Genomic DNA, 18,015 nt, shown 5'->3' on the forward strand with positions numbered 1-18,015 from the left:
GGCACACAGCAAGGAAACTGTCATGGAAATTCGCTGGCATCTCAGCGCTGCGGAAATAGAGCAGGAAAGTTTCCGCCGCATCGAGGCGGAAAGCCCGCTCTGTGCCACCCTGCCCGTGGAAGAATGGCGCGTGGCCCGCCGCCTCATCCATACCACCGCCGATCTGACAGTGGCGGACAACCTGGTTTTCCGGCATGATGCCATCCATGCCGGGCTGCGCGCCCTGCGGCGGCATGCCCCCATCTTCACGGATTCGCGCATGCTGCGGTCCGGCCTGTCCCTGGAGCGGCTGCGCCGCCTGCATCCGGACTACAGCGCAGATGACCTGCACTGCCACATCGGCGATCTGGACGTGGCGGCCCGCGCCCGTGCCGAAGGATGCGCCCGTGCCCTGTGCAGCGCCGAAAAGGCCCGCCCCATGCTGCCGGGAAGCATCGTGCTCATCGGCAATGCCCCGCTGGCCCTGGCGCGCATTGCCCGCTATATTCTGGAAGAGGACATCCGCCCGGCCCTGGTGGTGGGCATGCCCGTGGGCTTTGTGAATGTGGTGGAAGCCAAGGAACTGCTGGCCCGCTGTCCCGTGCCGCAGATTGTGCTGGAAGGCCGGCGCGGCGGCAGCGCCCTGGCCGTTGCCACCCTGCATGCCATCATGGAAAGCGCCTGAAACGCCGACGGGCCGCACGGCGTGATGCCGCCCCGGCGGAACAAACCTGTCGCCCCCTTTTTGCCATGAACAACAACGAGCATACCCGCCTGCGCTGGGGCTATTCCACGGGAGCCTGCGCCGCGGCCGTGGCCGTGGCCGCCTGGCTGCGCCTGCGCCACCGGCAGGCCCCCGCCAGCGTGCGCCTGCATTTCCCGGACGGCAAGGTGCGCGAACTGCCCCTGCTGACGCCGCCCCCGCCCTATCTGGCGGCCATCCGCAAGAATGGCGGCGACGATCCGGACTGCACCCACGGGGCCACGGTCTGCGCCTGCCTGCGTGCCGCCACACCGGCAGAAGCCCGCCCGGAGGACTACTGCCTGCCGCTGGCCGAGGGGATGCTCATCCTGCGCGGCGGCACGGGCGTGGGCCTCTGCACCCGCCCCGGTCTGGACTGTCTGCCGGGGCACTGGGCCATCAACAGCGGCCCCCGGCACATGATTGTGGACAATGTGCAGCGGGCAGGGCTGCGCAGCGGCTGCTGGCTGCTGGAAATTGCCATTCCCGAAGGCAGGGCACTGGCCGTGCATACCCTCAATCCCCAGCTGGGCATAAGGGACGGCCTGTCCATCCTGGGTACCACGGGCCTGGTGCGTCCCTACAGCCATGCCGCCTATCTGGCCACCATCCGCCTGTGCGTGGCCGGCCATGCCCGCAGCGGCGGCAGCAGCATGGTCTTCTGCACCGGCGGCCGCACCCTTAGGGGAGCGCGAGGCCACCTGCCGCAGCTTCCCGAAAGCGCCTTTGTCTGCATCGGCGACTTCATTGCCGCCAGCCTGGACGCCGCCTGCCGGCAACGGATGCAGGACGTGACCATTGCCTGCATGGCCGGCAAGCTCTGCAAGTACGCCGCGGGCTTCCGCAATACCCACGCCCGCGAAGGCCGGCAGGACATGGCCCTGCTGTGCGACGAGGCATGCCGCCTGCTGTCTGGAGACACGGCCGAGGACACGGCCCTGAAACGCCGCCTGGCGCACTGCGCATCCGTGCGCGAGGCCCTGCTTCTCCTGCCGGACACCACGCAAAAGGCCCTGCTGCGCCGCCTGGCGCATCTGGCGCTGGAACAGCTGGCGGCCCACTGTGCCTCCCCCATGCTCCTGCGTCTGCTGGTTTTTGCTGCGGACGGCCGCCTGCTTCTTGAGGACATGCGGCCGGCCGGCCCGTCCACGCTGCCGGCAGCCACGCCGCCCGCCACGGAAGCCCTGCCCCCGGACGAAAAGCCGCAGCCTGCCGTCCGCCTGGCCGATGCTCTGGAACAGGTGGGAGAGACCTATTTCATGCAGGCGGAACACCAGTGCAACGGACAGGTGGATGTCATTTCCTGCGGCATCTCCTTTCCGGAAGACCGCCCCACGCGGGACCTGCTGGTCCAGGCCCATGCCGTCTACGGAGCGCGCCACCTGCTGGACGCCTGCCCCCTGCCCCTGCGGGAACGGCAGATTCTTGCAGGGCATGCCCGCCAGCAGGCCGAAGACCTGCTGCAACGCAGCCGCACCGGCCAGCACATCGCGGTGCTGGCATCGGGTGATGCCCTGTATCACGGCATCGGCGGCACGCTGGCCTCGCTGGCCCGGCCCGGTGACCACATCATCTACCATGCCGGCATCACGGCCTTTCAGGCCCTGTTCCACCGCCTGGGACGCCCGTGGCAGGAGGCCAGACTGTTCTGCGTCCATGCCGGCGAGGCCATCCCGGCCCGGCAAATCGTCCAGTGGCCCCTTAGCGTGACCTATGCCGGTAGCCGCCATACGGCCGATGCCATTGCCCGCGCCGTGCTGGCGGTACACCCCGCCGCCGGCAGCCGTGCCGCCGTCATGGCCGAACGCCTGGGCAGCGCGGACGAGCGCCTGCTGTGTGCGCCCCTGCGGGACATTGCCGCCACGCCCTGCGGCCCCACCTCGATGCTGGTGCTGCTGGAGCATGAGGCCGACGCCCCCCAGCGCCCGGCAGCACCGCCCCTGCTGGCCCTGGGCCTGCCTGTCGATACCTACGAGCACGAGGCCCGGCTCATCACCGCCCCGGATGTGCGGGCCGTCATCCTGTCCCGCCTGCGCCTGCCGCACTGGGGCACCCTCTGGGACCTGGGGGCGGGCAGCGGCTCCGTGGGGCTGGAGGCCGCGGCCCTCTGCCCCGGGCTGCGTGTCATCGGGGTGGAACGTCAGGCCGCGCGGGCGGCCATGATGGTCCGCAATGCCTCCCGGCTCGGGGTGGGCAACTACCACGTCCGCACGGGCGAGGCCCTGCCACTCGTCCGCCTGCCGGCCGGTGCGGCGGAGGCGCTGCCCGATCCCGACCGCATCTTTCTTGGCGGCGGCGGCCAGGAACTGCCGCAACTGCTCACGGCCTGCATGGCCCGCCTGCGGCCGGGGGGACTGCTGGCGGCCAGTTCCGTCACCCTGCAAAGCCTGAATGCCCTGCTGACCTGGCAGCCGGAACATCGCACGGGGATTTGCCGCCTTGACGTGGCCGAAGAAGACAGCATTGCCCGCATGCATCGTTATCTGAAGCCGCACAATACCATTCACATCGTCATCTTCCAGAAAGAGGCACGGGATGTATCCTCACGTTAGCTTTGTGGGCGCCGGACCTGGCGCGGAAGACCTCATCACCCTGCGCGGCAGGCGCCTTCTTGAAGAGGCGGACCTTGTTCTCTATGCCGGTTCGCTGGTCAATACCGCCCTGCTGACCTGCTGCAAGGCCGGCTGCCAGTGCCGCGACAGCGCCTCCATGACCCTGGAGGAACAGGTACGCTGCCTGCGCGAAGCCGCCGAAGCCGGCCAGAAGGTGGTGCGCCTGCATACCGGCGACCCCAGCCTGTACGGCGCCATTCAGGAACAGATGCGCGCCCTGGAAGCGCACGGCATCGCCTGCCGCATGGTGCCCGGCGTAAGCAGCGTCTTTGCCGCAGCCGCCGCGCTGGGCTGCGAGCTGACCAGCCCTGGCGGCAGCCAGAGCGTGGTGCTGACCCGCACGCCCGGGCGCACGCCCATGCCCGCGTCCGAAGATGCCGCCGCCTTTGCCCGTACCGGCGCCACCCTGGTCTTCTTTCTCAGCACGGGCAAGGTGGCGTCACTCATGGACCGGCTCATGCAGGAAGGGGGCCTGCCCCCCCATACGCCGGCGGCTGTGGTCTATCGGGCCTCCTGGCCGGACCAGCGCATCCTGCGCGGCCGTGTGGACACCCTTGCCCGCCAGGTGCAGGAGGCCGGCCTGGGCCGGCAGGCCCTCATTCTGGTGGGGCAGGCGCTCCAGGCCGGCGACGGACAGTCCTGCCTGTATGCCGCGCCCTTTTCCCACGGTTACCGCAACCAGCTGCCTGACGAATTCTTTGACGGACGCTGCGCCCTGTACGCCTTCACTCCCGGCGGCCTTGCCCGCGCCAGGGACATTGTCGCGGGCCTCGGCCTGCCGGCGGTGATCCACAGCACCTGTGCGCCGGACGGCAATGGCGCCCCGGCGGACAATGTGGTGCTGCTGCGCAGCCAGGAACTGGACGCGACCCTGCGCGCCAGCTGGCACCAGTTTGCTGCCCATATCTTCATCAGCGCCACGGGCATTGCCGTGCGCAAGATAGCGCCACTGCTGGAAGACAAGACCACGGACCCCGCCGTGCTGGCCTGCCCGGAAAACGGCAGCCATGTCATCAGCCTCACTTCCGGGCATCTGGGCGGCGCCAACCGGCTGGCCCGCCGCGTGGCCCGCATCACCGGCGGACAGGCCGTGGTGAGCACGGCCACGGATGTGAACGGCCTGCCGGCCTTTGACGACGTGGCGGCCCTGCACCGGGCGCGGGTGCTCACCACCAATGCCCTTCGCTCTTTCAACGCGGCCCTGCTGCGCGGCGAGCGCATGACCTTCTGCGGGCCGCGCGCCATCTATGACCAGCATTTCGCCAATACGGACCAGCTTGTCTTTGCCCGGCGGGCCGACGAGGTCCACACGCCGCGTGCCGTTCTCTGGGATGCGGAGGGCAGCCTGCCCCCCGGCGTGGAACATCTGGACATTACCAGCCGGGCCTATGTGCTGGGTCTGGGCTGCCGCCGCGGCCTGTCTCCGGCAAGTCTGCACCGGCAGGCCGAGGACTTTCTGGCCGGTCTGGGGCTGACGCCCCGCCAGATTGCCCGCCTGGCCACCTGCGACATCAAGGCCCATGACGAGGCCATAGGCCAGCTTGCCGCCCGCTGGCAGGTTCCCCTGGACCTGCACACGGCCGCCGCCCTGGATGCCGTGCCCGTGCCCACGCCTTCGGAAACCGTGCGAGCACGGGTGGGCACGGCCTCGGTATGTGAAGCGGCCTGCCTGCTCTCTGCCGGCAAGGGGGGCCGCCTTGTCCGGCCCAAGCATGTGGGACAGGACGTGACGCTGGCCCTGGCCCGCCTGCCCCATACGGCAGCCCCCGCACAGCAATGCGGCCGGGTCTGGGTGGTGGGACTCGGCTCCGGCGCGCCGGAGCACATCACCCCGCAGGTCCTGGCCGCCCTGGAACAAAGCGATGTCATTGCCGGTTACGGCCCCTACCTGGATTTCATCCGGCAGCGCATCGGCAACCGGGACGTGATCCAGAACGGCATGCGGGGCGAGGTGGAACGCTGCCGCCGCACCCTGGAATGTGCCGCCGCCGGGCATACGGTCTGCATGGTCTGTTCCGGCGACCCCGGCATTCTGGCCATGGCGGGCCTGCTGTACGAGCTGCGTTCCCGCGAAGAGGCCTTCCGCACGGTACCCATCACGGTACTGCCGGGCATCACGGCGGCCAGCATCGCCGCGGCATCGCTGGGCGCCCCCCTGCAGAACGGCTTTTCGCTGATCAGCCTTTCGGACCTGCTGGTGCCCGCCGACGAGGTGCGCCGCAACCTCCGTGCCGCGGCCCGTTCCGCCCTGCCCGCTGTCCTGTACAATCCGGCAGGCCGCAAGCGCCGCCAGCTGCTCGGGGAAGCGCTGGACATTTTCCGGGAGGAACGCGGCAAGGATCTGCTCTGTGCCTGGGTCAAGCATGCGGGACGTCCGCAGGAACAGCGCTGGATCGGCCGGCTGGCCGACTTTCCCGTCCAGGAGGTGGACATGTCCACCCTGGTTATCCTGGGCAGTGCGCGCACCATTCGTGAAGGAGACGTGCTCTATGAGGCTCGCGGCTATGCGGAAAAATACCTGTCCCGCGATTGCTGAGGGCATGCGGCGGCTCTGGGCGGCGGTCTGCGTCCCTCCGGGCAGATATCGTTTCCGCAGCCGTGGGACCGCCCCGGCAGGAAGGTCGTTGTCATGACGGATTTTCATGCGTTCTGTCTGGCGGCTCCCCGCTCCGGCGAGGGCAAGACCACGCTCTGCACGGCCATCATGCGGGCACTGGTGCTGCGCGGCCTGCGCGTGCAGGGCTTCAAGTGCGGCCCGGACTATGTGGATCCCACCTTCCACACCCAGGCCACAGGCCGCCCTTCCTGGAATGTGGATACCTGGATGATGGGACAGCAGGGCGTGCGTCAGCTCTGGGACAGGCATGTCCAGGATGCGGATGTGGCCATCTGTGAAGGCGTCATGGGACTTCTGGACGGCCGCGACCCCGGAGACCTGGCGGGCAGCAGCGTGGACTGCGCCCGCGCGCTGGGCCTGCCGGTCGTTCTGGTCTGCAATGTCCGGGGCATGGCCCAGTCCCTGGCTGCGCTGGTGCAAGGCTTTGCCTGGCATGCCGCCCATCTGGGCGTGCGCATGGCCGGCGTCATCGCCAATAATGTGGGCAGCCCCCGCCATGCGGACCTGCTGCGCCGCGCGCTGGAACAGGCCCATCTGCCGCCCCTGCTGGGCGCCCTGCCGCGTCATGCGGACTGGGTGCTGCCGCAGCGCCAGCTGGGTCTGCTGCCGGCCCCCGAAGCGGCCCGCTCCCCGCAGTGGCTGGACAGCCTGGGCCAGGCCGCCGCACGTCATCTGGAGCTGGATGCGCTGCTGGACCGCACCCGGATGCCCCGGCCCGCCCCGCCGGCGGCAACGCCGCTGCCGGCCCCTGTCCGGCGCATGGCCGTGGCCAGGGATCATGCCTTCTGCTTTTATTACGAGGCCAACCAGCGTGCCCTCCAGGCGCACGGCTGGGAACTGCTGCCCTTTTCTCCGCTGGCAGATACGGCCCTGCCGCCGGCCCTTGACGCCATCTATCTGGGCGGGGGCTATCCCGAAGTCTTTGCGGACCGCCTGTCCGCCAATACGGCCATGCGCCGGGCCATCCGGGACTTTGCCGCACAGGGCGGCGAAATCTATGCCGAATGCGGCGGCTTCATCTACCTGTGCCAGGAGCTGTGGACCGCCCCCACCGCGCACGGCGCCCCCGGCGACGGGCAAACAGCGCTGCGGCGCTGGCCCATGTGCGGCGTTCTTGAGGCCACGGCCCACATGGAAGGCCGGCTGCGTTCCCTGGGCTACCGCGAGGTGGACCTGCTGGCCGAGGCGCCCTTTGGCCTGCCCTGCCGCCGGTTGCGGGGGCACGAGTTCCACTGGTCGCGCATCGAGCTGCACCGGCCCTACGCCCCCCTGTACACGGTGCACAGCCGGCAGGGCCAGCAGCCCCGGGGCGTAGTGCACGGCAATGTCCGTGCCGGCTACATTCATCTGTACTGGGGAACGGACACGCCGGCGGCAGATGCCGTCCCCGCCGCACCAGACCGTGCCGCCCCGTGCCACGCCGCACCGGCCAGCCCCTGCACCAGCCCCGCCGGGGCAGGGGGGCAGGTCATCCTGCTCAACGGCCCATCCAGCGCCGGCAAGAGCAGCCTTTCCCGTGCCCTGCAAGCCCTGCTTCTGGAAGAGCACGGGCAGCACAGCCTGGTGCTGTCCATGGATCAGCTGTTGCGGGCGGCCACGGGCGGCCAGGAATCGGTGCTGGCCGCTCTGGACAAAACGGGCCTGCCGCTCATCGAAACCTTTCACGCGGCCATTGCCGCCGCGGCCCGGGCCGGGGCCTGGGTCATCGCGGACCATGTCATCGGCGAAAGTCCCCGCTGGGTGGACGACCTTTTTCACCGCCTTCACGGCCTGCCCGTGCTTGCGGTACAGGTGGAATGTGCCCCTCAGGAACTGCGCCGCCGGGAACTGCACCGCCGCGACCGCAGCCCGGACTGGCCCCACGCCGCCCGGCAGGCCCGACAGATTCATGCCGCCCTGCGGGCGGATGTCCGGGTGGATACCACGCGAACCACGCCCCGACAGTGCGCCGCCTGCGTGCTGGCGGTTCTCCTTGCCCGCCACACACCCCCCTTTCCCCTTGCAGACAAACGAGGTACGCCATGAAGGCCGATGCCCACGGCGGCGACCGCCACGCCATGAGCCGCACCGCAGGCAGGGACGCTTCCAGCCTGCTGGATTTCAGCGTCAACGTGCGCCCGGAAGGCATGCCGGCCTTTCTGCAGGGCGCCCTGCTGCGCCATGCCGAGGACCTGGGAGCCTATCCTTCCCCCCATGCCGAAGAAGCCCGCGATGCCGCCGCCAGGCGTCATGGCCTGCCCGCAGACCGCTTTGTCTTCGGCAACGGCAGCAATGAACTCATTCACGCCCTGGCCCGCGCGCTCAAACGGCGCGGCCTGACGCAGGCCTGCGTGGTGGAACCGGCCTTCAGCGAATATGCCCTGGCCTGCCGGCGGGCGGGCATTGCCCTGACGCGCATACAGGACCATGCTGCCCTGTGCCTGCCGGGCCGCCCCTGTGACGGGCCGGCGCTGGATGCGGCCCTTGCAAGCGTGCCCCGCGGCAGCGCCCTTTTTCTGGCCAATCCAGGCAATCCCTCCGGCCTGTTCCGCCCGCGGGAAGTCATGTGCCGCCTGCTGGAACAGCGGCCCGACCTGCTCTGGATCATTGACGAGGCCTTCATCGAATACGCGGGGCCGGATGAGGAGGTTTCCCTGCTGGCCCGGCTGCCGGAGCATGTGGTGGTGCTGCGTTCCCTCACCAAATTTCATGCCCTGCCCGGTCTGCGCCTGGGCTATCTGGCTGCGCCGCGCGAGCTGGCGGCCGCCGTGCAGGAAGAGCTGCCGGCCTGGAATGTCAATGCCCTGGCCCTGGCCGCCGCCGTGGCCGCGCTGGATGACACCTCTTCCTTTGCGGCAGAAACCCGTGCCCGGAATGCCGCCCGCCGCCAGGACCTGGTGACGGCGCTTTCCGCCCTGCCCGGGGTGGAGGTGCTGCCCTCGGCAGCCAATTACGTGCTTTTTCGCTGTGCACAGGCCCCCGCTGACCTCAACGACCAGTTGCTGCGCCGCTACGGTATGGCCGTGCGGGACTGCGCCAACTATCACGGCATGGAAAAGGGCGGCTGGTTTCGCGCTGCCGTGCGCTTTCCGCAGGAGCATGCCCGGCTGGCCAGGGCACTGGCAGCCATCCTGCCCGGCGGCCGACCGGCCCCTGCGGCTCTCGCCCCTTCCCGCCGGCAGACACCGGCCCTCATGGTGCAGGGCACATCCTCCAGTGCGGGCAAGAGCCTGCTGGCCGCGGCCTTCTGCCGCATTCTCCGGCAGGACGGCTATGACGTGGCGCCCTTCAAGGCGCAGAACATGTCGCTCAATTCCGGCGTCACGGCCCGGGGGGAGGAAATGGGCCGCGCCCAGATCGTCCAGGCCCAGGCTGCCGGCGTGGACCCCGATGCCCGCATGAATCCCCTGCTGCTCAAGCCCCACTCCCAGACCGGATCACAGGTGATTCTGCTGGGCAAACCCCTGGGGCACATGGGCGTGCGGGACTATTTCTGCCGCAGGAATGCGCTGTGGCAGCATGTCGCCAGCGCCTATGACAGCCTGGCCGCCGAACATCAGGTCATGGTGCTGGAAGGCGCAGGCAGCCCCGGCGAAATCAACCTCAAGCAGCACGATATGGTGAACATGCGCATGGCCCGCCATGCCGGCGCTTCTGTGCTGCTGGTGGGCGACATTGACCGGGGTGGCGTCTATGCCGCCTTCCTGGGCACCTGGCTCACCTTCACGGCAGAGGAACGCCGCCTGCTGCACGGCTATGTGGTCAACCGCTTCCGGGGCGATGCCAGTCTGCTGGCCCCGGCGCATGACTTCATGCTCCAGCAGACCGGGGTTCCCGTCCTGGGCGTCATTCCCTACATTCCCCGGCTGCGCATTCCCGAAGAGGACATGGCGGGCTTCTCCTGGGAAAAGGCGGACCCCGGACCGGCTCCGCAGGGCGTGCTGGACATTGCCGTGATCATGCTGCCGCATGTATCCAACTTTACGGACTTTGCGCCGCTGGCCATGGAGCCGGACGTGCGCCTGCGCCCCGTGCGCCAGGTGGAGGACTGGGGCCATCCGCATGTGGTCATGCTGCCCGGCTCCAAAAGCGTGGTGAACGACCTGCTGCACCTGCGGCAGCTGGGGCTGGACCAGAAAATCCTGGACCATGCCGCACAGGGAAAATGGCTGTTCGGCATCTGCGGCGGCTTGCAAATCATGGGCCGGACCCTGAGCGACCCGGACGGCGTGGAATCCGCCGCAGCAGAGACCCGCGGTCTGGGCATTCTGGACCTGCACACCACCTTTGCCGCCCGCAAGACGCTGAAGCGCGTTTTGCGGGTGCACAGCCCGCTGGGCGTTCCCACCGGCGGCTACGAGATTCACCACGGCCGCACCATTCCCGGTCCTGAGGTCCGGCCGCTCTTTGTGCGCTGCGACGCCGGCAACCCGGAGGATCACGTCTGCGGCTATGGTTGCCGGCAGAGCTGGGCCACCTATCTGCACGGCGTCTTTGACGATGACGCCTTTCGCCGGGCCTGGCTGGACCATGTGCGTGCCCAGGTGGGCCTTGCGCCCCAGGGACGGCAGCTTGCCAGCTATGATCTGGAAAAGGAGCTGGACCGCCTGGCGGACGTGGTACGGGAACAGTGCGACATGGCAGCCATCTACCGTACCATGGGGCTGAAATGAGTACGGCAGCCCTGCTCTTTCTGCCCGCAAGCCTGCTGCTGGACAGGCTGCTGGGGGAAGCTCCCTCCCGCTGGCACCCTGTCTGCGGCATGGGCTGGCTGGCCCTGCGCATGGAAGAAGGCCTCCGGCGGGGCGACAGCGGGCCGGGCATGACCCTGCGCGGCCTGCTGGCCTGTCTGCTGGTTCTCGCGGCCTGCCTGCTGCCGGCCTGTCTGGCGGTGCGGCTGGCCTCCCTGGCCGGGACATGGCCGGCCTGGGCCGCCGGCGTGCTGCTGGTCTATTTTTGTCTGGCGCCACGCAGCCTGGCGGAACACGCCCTGCGCGTGGCTGCCCCCCTGCGCCGCCAGGACCTGCCACAGGCCCGCCGGGCCGTTTCCCTGCTGGTGGGACGACGGACGGAAACCCTGGATACCGCTGGTGTGGGGCGGGCCTGCGTGGAAAGTGTGGCCGAAAATCTTACCGACGGCGTGCTGGGCACGCTGTTCTGGGCCGGGCTTGGCCTGTTGCTCTGGGGGGAAACCGGCGCTGCGGCCTGTGCCGTCATGCACCGGGCCGCCAATGTGCTGGACGCCATGTGGGGCAAGCGCAATGCTGTCTACCGGAATTTCGGTACCGCCGCGGCCCGGCTGGATGATGTGCTCAACTGGCTGCCCGCCCGCCTGGCCCTGCCCTGCGTGGTGCTGGCCGCCCTGCTGGTGCCCGGCGCCAGCGCCTGCCAGGCTCTTGTTCAGGGGTGGCGCCACCGGCATGCCCATGAAAGTCCCAATTCGGCCTGGAGCGAAGCCGCCTTTGCCGGCGCGCTGGGCCTGCGGCTGGGCGGTCCGGCCACCTACGGCAGCCTGTATGTGCCCCATCCGTGGCTGGGGCAGGGCACAACGCAGGTCACGCCCCGCCATATCCACCGGGCCGTGCGGCTCATGTGGACGGCCACGGTCCTTTTTGCCCTGGCGGGCGGTATCTGCCTGGGGCTGACGGCCTAGGCTGTCGGCCACAGGCTGCGGCAGACCCTGCTGTGCGGGGGCCGCCATCCGTCAGATGCCCGTTTTTCCCGGTGGCCGGAAGACTTCCTGCCCCTGTAGTCTGCCCATGGAGATGCCATGCTATCCTGTTTTCGTGCCGCTCTGGCCTTCTTTACCCGGTTGCCCGTAGGCTCTGCGCCGCTGCCGCCCACGCTGAACGGCCTTCTTGCCTGCTTTCCCGCTGTGGGTCTGGTGCTGGGTACGCTGCTGGCCTGCGTGCTCTGGGTCACCATGCAGCTGCTGCCCCCCCTGCCCTGCGGGGTGCTGACCTGTCTGGCCTGGGTGGCCCTCACCGGCGGTCTGCATCTTGACGGCGTGGCGGACTGTGGCGACGGTCTGCTGGTGGAGGCGCCCCCGGCCCGACGCCTGGAAATCATGAAGGATTCCCGCCTGGGAACCTTCGGCGGCACGGCCCTGTTTCTGGTCCTGGCCCTGAAGATTGCCGCCCTTGCGTCCCTGGCCCGGCAGGCTGACGGCCCCGGCGGCTTCTGGTCCCTGCTGGCTGTCTGCTGCATGGCAAGCACCGTGGCCCGCAGCCTCACCTTTCTGGGGCTGCGCCTGCCCTGTGCCCGTCCCGGCGGACTGGGCAGCGCCATGTATCACGGCATCCGTGGCCGGCACTATCTGCTGGCCCTGCTGCTGACGCTGGCGCTCAGCCTGAGCAATGGCTGGCAGGGGCTGCTGGCCCTGCTGCTGGCCCTGCTGACGGCAGTTCTGCTGCTGCGCACGGCCAGACGGCGCATCGGCGGCATGACAGGGGATGTTTTCGGCTGTCTGGTGGAAGTGTGCGAAGCCGTCATACTGCTGGTCTGCTGCGCCTGAGGGCGCAGACCGCTGCACAGGAGCCGTTCATGAAGCGCCTTGCCCTGCCCGGAATGACTCTGGGCGCCACCTCCTTTCTGCTGCCGGCGGACTATGTGCCGGCCCTGCGCTTTGCCGCCCCCCTCTGCGAGGATATTGCCCTGCTCCTGCTGGAATGCGGCGCCCAGGGCGAATATCTTCCCGCTGCACAGGATGTGGACCAGATGGCGGCCGTTCTTGAGGCCACGGGCAGCCGCCTGCATGTGCATCTGCCCACGGCAAGCGATTGCAGCAGCGCCGAAAGTACCCGGCGTCTGGTGCGCGCGGTCCGCATGGCCGTTGCGCGCTCCGCTCCCTTGCAGCCGCACAGCTTTGTGCTGCACGTGGACTTTGCCTGCCTGCGGCAGCATCGCACGGGAAAGCGGCGTAACAGGCGGATGGAACCTGCCATGCTCACGGCGGAACAGCGTCTCCGGACCCGCGATGCCCTGGACCAGATTGCGGACCTGCTGCCGGACCCGCGACAGCTGGCCATCGAAAATTTGGAAGGCTTCTGCCCGGACTTCTGGGATCAGTGGCTGGAGGACCGGCCGTTTTCCCGCTGTGCCGACATCGGCCACCTCTGGAAGGACCATGAAAATCCCGTTCCCTGGCTGGAACGCTGGCTGCCGCGCCTGCGGGTCATCCATCTGCATGGCCTGCGGCCCCGGCACACGACGCCGCCCTTTGCCGTCCCGGTCCGCAGCCTGAGCGACTTCGGTCCGCAGCCGCGGGACCACGGGGCGCTGGATGCCATGCCGACAGCCTGCATCGATGCCGTCATGCACCGGCTGTGGCGCAGCGCGTACCGGGGCGTGCTGACCCTTGAGGTCTTTTCCCTGACGGAATTTCTCCGTTCCCGCGCTGTGCTGCTGCGCTCCTGGAAACGCTATTGCCATACGGAGACCTGCCATGCTCCTGCCTGATCTGACCCTTTACCTCGGCGGCACGCGCAGCGGCAAGAGCGCGCTGGCCGAAGCACAGGCCCTGCGCACCGGCGGGCCGGTGCTCTATGTGGCCACAGCCGAGGCCCGGCCGGAAGACCCGGCCATGTGTGAACGCATCCGCCGGCATCGTGAGCGCCGCCCGGCACACTGGCACACGCTGGAATGCCCTCTGCATCCGGCGCCGGCCATTGAACGCGCCCTTGCGGCGCTGCATACCAGCCTGCCGTCCCGGACGGCGCGCCCCACGGTTTTGCTGGACTGCGTGACCCTGTGGGTATGCAATCTGCTGTTTTCCCTGCCCAATCCGCCGGATCAGACCGCCTTTGAGCAGGCCGTGACAGCGGATGTCCGGGACCTGCTGCACCTCATGCAGCGCCTGCCCTGCCAGTGGATTGTGGTATCCGGCGAAGTGGGCCTGGGCGGCGTGGCCGCCGATGCCCTGAGCCGGCAGTATGCCGATGGCCTGGGGCTGGCCAATCAGCTGCTGGGCACCCATGCCGGCACGGCCTGGCTGGTGCTGGCCGGACGCCTGCTGCCTCTGGAACCGGGCCTGCCGCCGGCATGAGCACCTGGGGGCATACGGGACACTACAGGATACTGACGAGGCGGCCGGACACTGCCGCCCCAAAGGAGTTGTCATGATTCTTGTCTATACCGGCACGGGCAAGGGCAAGACCTCGGCCTGCGTGGGGCAGGCCCTGCGCGCCCTGGGGCAGAACATGCGCGTGGCCTTTGGCCAGTTCATGAAAAAGGACGTGGGCGCAGGGGAACAGGTCATGCTTGCCCGTCTGCTGGGGGCCGACTTTCTTGCCGGCGGCAAAGGCTTTCTGCGCAGGGAAGAAGACGTCCCTGCCCATCGCCGCGCGGCCGAGCAGGTGCTGGTCTGGGCCATGGACAGGCTGGACCGCCTGGATATGCTGATTTTGGACGAAAGCCTCTATGCCCTGCGTGCCGGCCTGCTGCGCCGGGACGAGCTGGAAGCGCTCATGGACGCCGCCGGCCGCGCCGCCTGCCATCTTGTGCTTTCCGGGCGCGATGCCCCGGACTGGCTGGTGCAGCGCGCCGATCTGGTGACGGACATGGGCGAGGTAAAGCACCCCTGGCAAAAGGGCATCACGGCCCAGCGCGGCATCGAATTCTAGCACAGGCAGCGCCACAGGCTCCCGCCATGCGTCCCCGCGCCGGCCCGGCGCGGGAAAGGCCGGTGCGGCCGGATGCTCTGTCCCCGGCGGCACGTACAGCCCGCAGCGGACCCTGCCCCGGACGCCACAGCGCACACGCACGGCCACGGAGGTCATGCCTAGACCGCAGCGGCAGCCCCGGGCCGCGTTGACAGCGCTTCAGGGGAAGACTAGGCTTGCGCCGCGCCTTTTCCCGTGGCGCACCCCGCAGCAAAACCGCTTGTCGGGTACGCCGGGCATTGCCGCAAACCATCTGCCACCGCAGGGAGAAAACCATGACGACTGCCTTTCACCATGTCTACGGACCGGTGCCCTCCCGCCGCCTCGGGCGCTCGCTGGGTGTGGACGGCCTGACCTTCAAGACCTGTTCCTTTGACTGTGTGTACTGCCAGCTCGGGCATACCACCACCCACACCATCCAGCGCCGGGAATACGTGCCCACCGCGGCCATTCTTGACGAAATCCGCCGCAAGCTGGCCACGGGAGACCGGCCGGACTATATCAGCTTTGCCGGTTCCGGCGAACCCACCCTGCATGCCGGCCTGGGCGACATCATCCGGGGCATCAAGGCCATGAGCGATGTGCCCGTGGCGGTCTTCACCAATGGTTCGCTGCTCTGGATGCCCGAGGTCTGCGAGGACCTGGCCCAGGCCGATGTGGTCATCCCCTCGCTGGATGGCGGCGATGCCGCCCTGCTGAACCGGGTGAACCGCTACGTGGCCCCCCTGACCTTTGAACAGATCCTGGACGGACTCTATGCCTTCCGTGATCACTACGCCGGGCAGATATGGCTGGAAGTCATGCTGCTGGGCGGCATCAGCGATGGAAACGATGCCGTGGACGCCATTGCGGCCCATGCCGTGCGCATCCGTCCGCACAAGGTGCAGGTCAACAGTGTCTGCCGCCCCCCGGCGGAAAGCTGGGCCAGACCCGTGCCCGCCCCGCGGCTGCTGGAAATCCGGCAGCGCCTTGCCGCCGCCCTGCCCTGCCCGGTGGAAATCATTGCCGAACATCTTGATGACATGGCGCACACCACCTTCCGCACCCAGATTCGGGACGAGGACATTCTGGCCCTCATCGAACGCCGCCCCTGTACGGCGGCGGGCGTGGCGGCCGGCCTCAATATCCATGTGACCGAAGCCATCAAGCATCTGGAACTGCTGGTGGCTGACGGCAAGGCCGTCACCCTGCCCCAGGACGGCGAGGTCTTCTATTCCGCCTGTGAGCTGCGCACGGTCTAGCCGGCAGGGACAGGCCGCCCTCTGACACAGCGGGCGCGCCTTCCAGGGCGCCATCCAGACGCAGGGCATCCTGCCCTTGTCGTCCCCGTGCCAAGGCGCCGGGAACGGCCCGGAAGTCCCGAACGCTTCCCGGGCGCCATCCGGGCGCCATTCTGACCCGCGCCATACCCGGAGTCTGCACCAAAACGACAGCTCCTTTTCTTCGACCCCGGCGCGCAAAAAGCCCCTTGCCCCATGCTGCCGGGACTGATTGCCGCAAAAAAAAAGACCGCCTGCACGCACATGCAGGCGGTCTTTACACAGGCGGAATCAGGAAAAAGGAACTAGTCCTTCTTGTCCTTCTTGAGCCAGCTCATCATGCCGCGCAGTTCCTTGCCCACCTTTTCGATCTGGTGGTTGGCTTCGTTGCGGCGGGTGGCGAGGAACATGGGATACTTGGCACGGGCTTCCAGAATGAAGTCACGGGCAAACTTGCCGCTCTGGATGTCCTTGAGCACGTTCTTCATTTCCTTCTTCACCTCATCGGTGATCAGGCGGGGGCCGGTCACATAGTCGCCATATTCAGCGGTATTGCTGATGGAGTAGCGCATGCGGGAGAGGCCGCCTTCATACATGAGGTCCACAATGAGCTTCATTTCGTGCATGCACTCAAAGTAGGCCATTTCGGGCTGGTAGCCGGCTTCCACCAGGGTTTCAAAGCCGGCCTTGATGAGGGCGGAAATACCGCCGCACAGCACGGCCTGTTCGCCAAAGAGGTCCGTTTCCGTTTCTTCGCGGAACGAGGTTTCGATGACGCCGGAACGGGTGCCGCCGATACCCTTGGCATAGGCCAGGGCGTTCTTCAGGGCATTGCCGGAAGCGTCCTGTTCAATGGCCACCAGGCAGGGCACGCCGCCGCCTTCGGTGAAGGTACGGCGCACCAGATGGCCGGGACCCTTGGGCGCGATGAGGTAAACATCCACATCCTTGGGCGGGATGATCTGATTGAAGTGGATGTTGAAACCATGGGCGAAGAGCAGAGCCTTGCCGGCCTTGAGATGCGGCTTGATGTCGCTTTCATAGACAGCAGCCTGCACTTCGTCGGGCAGCAGAATCATGATCAGGTCGGCCTGGGCAGCCGCTTCGGAGGCAGAAACAGGGCTGAAGCCATGTTCCTTGGCCAGTTCGTAGTTGGGACCGCCGGGGCGCTGGCCCACGACCACATTCACACCGGAGTCGCGCAGGTTCTGCGCATGGGCATGGCCCTGGCTCCCGTAGCCGATGACAGCAACGGTCTTGCCCTTGAGGACATTGAGGTCCGCATCCTGATCATAGTAGACTTTCATAGTGGTTTCCTTCTGTCGTTGTGAAACTCCGCATGAAGCGGGAAAAAAATTGTTGTGCCGGTTCCGCCAAAAAGTCAAGTCTCGTGCTCGGAATAACTTGCGGCAGATCTGCCCGCCCGCCGTGCCGGGGGCCATTTTCCGGCAAAAGCAAAACGGGGGAGAGCCTCCTTTCCCAAAAGGATGTGCTCCCCCGCCGCAATGCCGCTGTGGTATCCGGCGGCGTCTCAGTCCATCTGCCGCTTGGCCCGGCGCATGGCCACGGAGCCGGTACGGGCCAGCTCCTTGATGCCGAAGCGGTGCAGCATGCTGATGATGGCTTCCAGCTTGTCATGATCGCCGGTGGCCTCAATGGTCATTTCCGTGGCGCTCACGTCAATGACCTTGCAGCGGAAAATCTCCACCGTGCGCAGGATTTCTCCGCGCATGGCGCCTTCGGCCTGCACCTTCACAAACATCATCTCGCGTTCCACGGCCGGAATGCCGGCATAATCCATGACCTTGATGACAGAAACGATCTTGTGGAGCTGCTTCATGATCTGCTCCAGAATCTGACTGTCACCGTAGGTGGTGATGGTCATGTGCGAAACGCCTTCCTCCAGCGTGGGCGCCACGTTGAGGGAATCAATGTTGAAGCCGCGTCCGCTGAACAGGCCGGCCACCCGCGAAAGCACACCGGGTTCATTTTCCACCAGCACAGAAAGCACATGTCGTTCCATGGCGCTCCTCCCAGAGCAGATTGGCATTGAAACAGGGTTTCAATGGCTGCGCCACCCCGCGCGGGAAAGGCTGGACCTTTCCGCCACGGGGGACGTGCGGCGGCTTCCGCCCCCGCAAAAACAGCATGTTTTCACAGCAGATAC

At 67.7% G+C, this 18,015-nt stretch carries 13 protein-coding genes; 11 read left to right on the top strand and 2 right to left on the bottom strand.

Annotated elements, in window-relative coordinates:
- Positions 1–22 precede the first annotated feature (22 nt).
- From Q0J57_RS00945 to Q0J57_RS00995, 11 genes are all read left to right on the top strand, one after another.
- Positions 23–664 carry a precorrin-8X methylmutase gene (locus tag Q0J57_RS00945; protein ID WP_297215853.1) on the top strand — a complete coding sequence of 214 codons (642 nt, stop codon included), beginning with the start codon at positions 23–25 and terminating at the stop codon, positions 662–664.
- 65 nt (positions 665–729) lie between these two features.
- Positions 730–3,273: a cobalt-precorrin-5B (C(1))-methyltransferase CbiD gene (gene cbiD / locus Q0J57_RS00950; protein ID WP_297215856.1), complete on the top strand. Its 2,544-nt coding sequence runs from the start codon at positions 730–732 to the stop codon at positions 3,271–3,273.
- Positions 3,257–5,869 carry a precorrin-4 C(11)-methyltransferase gene (gene cobM, locus Q0J57_RS00955; RefSeq protein ID WP_297215859.1) on the top strand — a complete coding sequence of 871 codons (2,613 nt, stop codon included), beginning with the start codon at positions 3,257–3,259 and terminating at the stop codon, positions 5,867–5,869. The genes cbiD and cobM overlap by 17 nt, the downstream gene beginning before the upstream one ends.
- Before the next feature lie 93 nt (positions 5,870–5,962).
- Positions 5,963–7,975 carry a cobyrinate a,c-diamide synthase gene (locus tag Q0J57_RS00960; protein ID WP_297215862.1) on the top strand — a complete coding sequence of 671 codons (2,013 nt, stop codon included), beginning with the start codon at positions 5,963–5,965 and terminating at the stop codon, positions 7,973–7,975.
- Positions 7,972–10,602, top strand: a complete 2,631-nt coding sequence (locus tag Q0J57_RS00965) for a cobyric acid synthase (RefSeq protein WP_297215865.1) — start codon at positions 7,972–7,974, stop codon at positions 10,600–10,602. The genes Q0J57_RS00960 and Q0J57_RS00965 overlap by 4 nt, the downstream gene beginning before the upstream one ends.
- Positions 10,599–11,582: an adenosylcobinamide-phosphate synthase CbiB gene (gene cbiB, locus Q0J57_RS00970; protein ID WP_297215869.1), complete on the top strand. Its 984-nt coding sequence runs from the start codon at positions 10,599–10,601 to the stop codon at positions 11,580–11,582. The genes Q0J57_RS00965 and cbiB overlap by 4 nt, the downstream gene beginning before the upstream one ends.
- A gap of 117 nt (positions 11,583–11,699) precedes the next feature.
- Positions 11,700–12,443, top strand: coding sequence for an adenosylcobinamide-GDP ribazoletransferase (cobS, locus tag Q0J57_RS00975; RefSeq protein WP_297215872.1), 744 nt, complete (start codon positions 11,700–11,702; stop codon positions 12,441–12,443).
- 29 nt (positions 12,444–12,472) lie between these two features.
- Positions 12,473–13,387, top strand: coding sequence for a cobamide remodeling phosphodiesterase CbiR (gene cbiR / locus Q0J57_RS00980; protein WP_297215875.1), 915 nt, complete (start codon positions 12,473–12,475; stop codon positions 13,385–13,387).
- Complete coding sequence (locus tag Q0J57_RS00985; RefSeq protein ID WP_297215878.1) at positions 13,374–13,973, top strand: bifunctional adenosylcobinamide kinase/adenosylcobinamide-phosphate guanylyltransferase; 600 nt, start codon at positions 13,374–13,376, stop codon at positions 13,971–13,973. The genes cbiR and Q0J57_RS00985 overlap by 14 nt, the downstream gene beginning before the upstream one ends.
- 73 nt (positions 13,974–14,046) lie before the next feature.
- Positions 14,047–14,550: a cob(I)yrinic acid a,c-diamide adenosyltransferase gene (locus Q0J57_RS00990; RefSeq protein WP_297215880.1), complete on the top strand. Its 504-nt coding sequence runs from the start codon at positions 14,047–14,049 to the stop codon at positions 14,548–14,550.
- A gap of 314 nt (positions 14,551–14,864) precedes the next feature.
- The gene (locus tag Q0J57_RS00995; protein WP_297215883.1) at positions 14,865–15,830 is read left to right on the top strand and encodes a radical SAM protein; all 966 of its coding nucleotides are present in this window, start codon (positions 14,865–14,867) and stop codon (positions 15,828–15,830) included.
- 323 nt (positions 15,831–16,153) lie between these two features.
- On the opposite strand, the gene ilvC is transcribed toward Q0J57_RS00995, so the two are convergent.
- The gene (gene ilvC, locus Q0J57_RS01000; RefSeq protein ID WP_297215886.1) at positions 16,154–17,155 is read right to left on the bottom strand and encodes a ketol-acid reductoisomerase; all 1,002 of its coding nucleotides are present in this window, start codon (positions 17,153–17,155) and stop codon (positions 16,154–16,156) included.
- 224 nt (positions 17,156–17,379) lie between these two features.
- Positions 17,380–17,871: an acetolactate synthase small subunit gene (ilvN, locus tag Q0J57_RS01005; RefSeq protein ID WP_297215889.1), complete on the bottom strand. Its 492-nt coding sequence runs from the start codon at positions 17,869–17,871 to the stop codon at positions 17,380–17,382.
- Positions 17,872–18,015 lie beyond the last annotated feature (144 nt).

This window comes from uncultured Desulfovibrio sp., assembly GCF_944324505.1.
Classification (GTDB): Bacteria; Desulfobacterota; Desulfovibrionia; order Desulfovibrionales; family Desulfovibrionaceae; genus Desulfovibrio.

What these genes read in the sequence shown, in the direction of transcription:
- Q0J57_RS00945 (WP_297215853.1), top strand. Translation starts at nt 23, where the DNA reads ATGGAAATTCGCTGGCATCTCAGCGCTGCGGAAATAGAGCAGGAAAGT.
- cbiD (WP_297215856.1), top strand. Translation starts at nt 730, where the DNA reads ATGAACAACAACGAGCATACCCGCCTGCGCTGGGGCTATTCCACGGGA.
- cobM (WP_297215859.1), top strand. Translation starts at nt 3,257, where the DNA reads ATGTATCCTCACGTTAGCTTTGTGGGCGCCGGACCTGGCGCGGAAGAC.
- Q0J57_RS00960 (WP_297215862.1), top strand. Translation starts at nt 5,963, where the DNA reads ATGACGGATTTTCATGCGTTCTGTCTGGCGGCTCCCCGCTCCGGCGAG.
- Q0J57_RS00965 (WP_297215865.1), top strand. Translation starts at nt 7,972, where the DNA reads ATGAAGGCCGATGCCCACGGCGGCGACCGCCACGCCATGAGCCGCACC.
- cbiB (WP_297215869.1), top strand. Translation starts at nt 10,599, where the DNA reads ATGAGTACGGCAGCCCTGCTCTTTCTGCCCGCAAGCCTGCTGCTGGAC.
- cobS (WP_297215872.1), top strand. Translation starts at nt 11,700, where the DNA reads ATGCTATCCTGTTTTCGTGCCGCTCTGGCCTTCTTTACCCGGTTGCCC.
- cbiR (WP_297215875.1), top strand. Translation starts at nt 12,473, where the DNA reads ATGAAGCGCCTTGCCCTGCCCGGAATGACTCTGGGCGCCACCTCCTTT.
- Q0J57_RS00985 (WP_297215878.1), top strand. Translation starts at nt 13,374, where the DNA reads ATGCTCCTGCCTGATCTGACCCTTTACCTCGGCGGCACGCGCAGCGGC.
- Q0J57_RS00990 (WP_297215880.1), top strand. Translation starts at nt 14,047, where the DNA reads ATGATTCTTGTCTATACCGGCACGGGCAAGGGCAAGACCTCGGCCTGC.
- Q0J57_RS00995 (WP_297215883.1), top strand. Translation starts at nt 14,865, where the DNA reads ATGACGACTGCCTTTCACCATGTCTACGGACCGGTGCCCTCCCGCCGC.
- ilvC (WP_297215886.1), bottom strand. Translation starts at nt 17,155, where the DNA reads ATGAAAGTCTACTATGATCAGGATGCGGACCTCAATGTCCTCAAGGGC.
- ilvN (WP_297215889.1), bottom strand. Translation starts at nt 17,871, where the DNA reads ATGGAACGACATGTGCTTTCTGTGCTGGTGGAAAATGAACCCGGTGTG.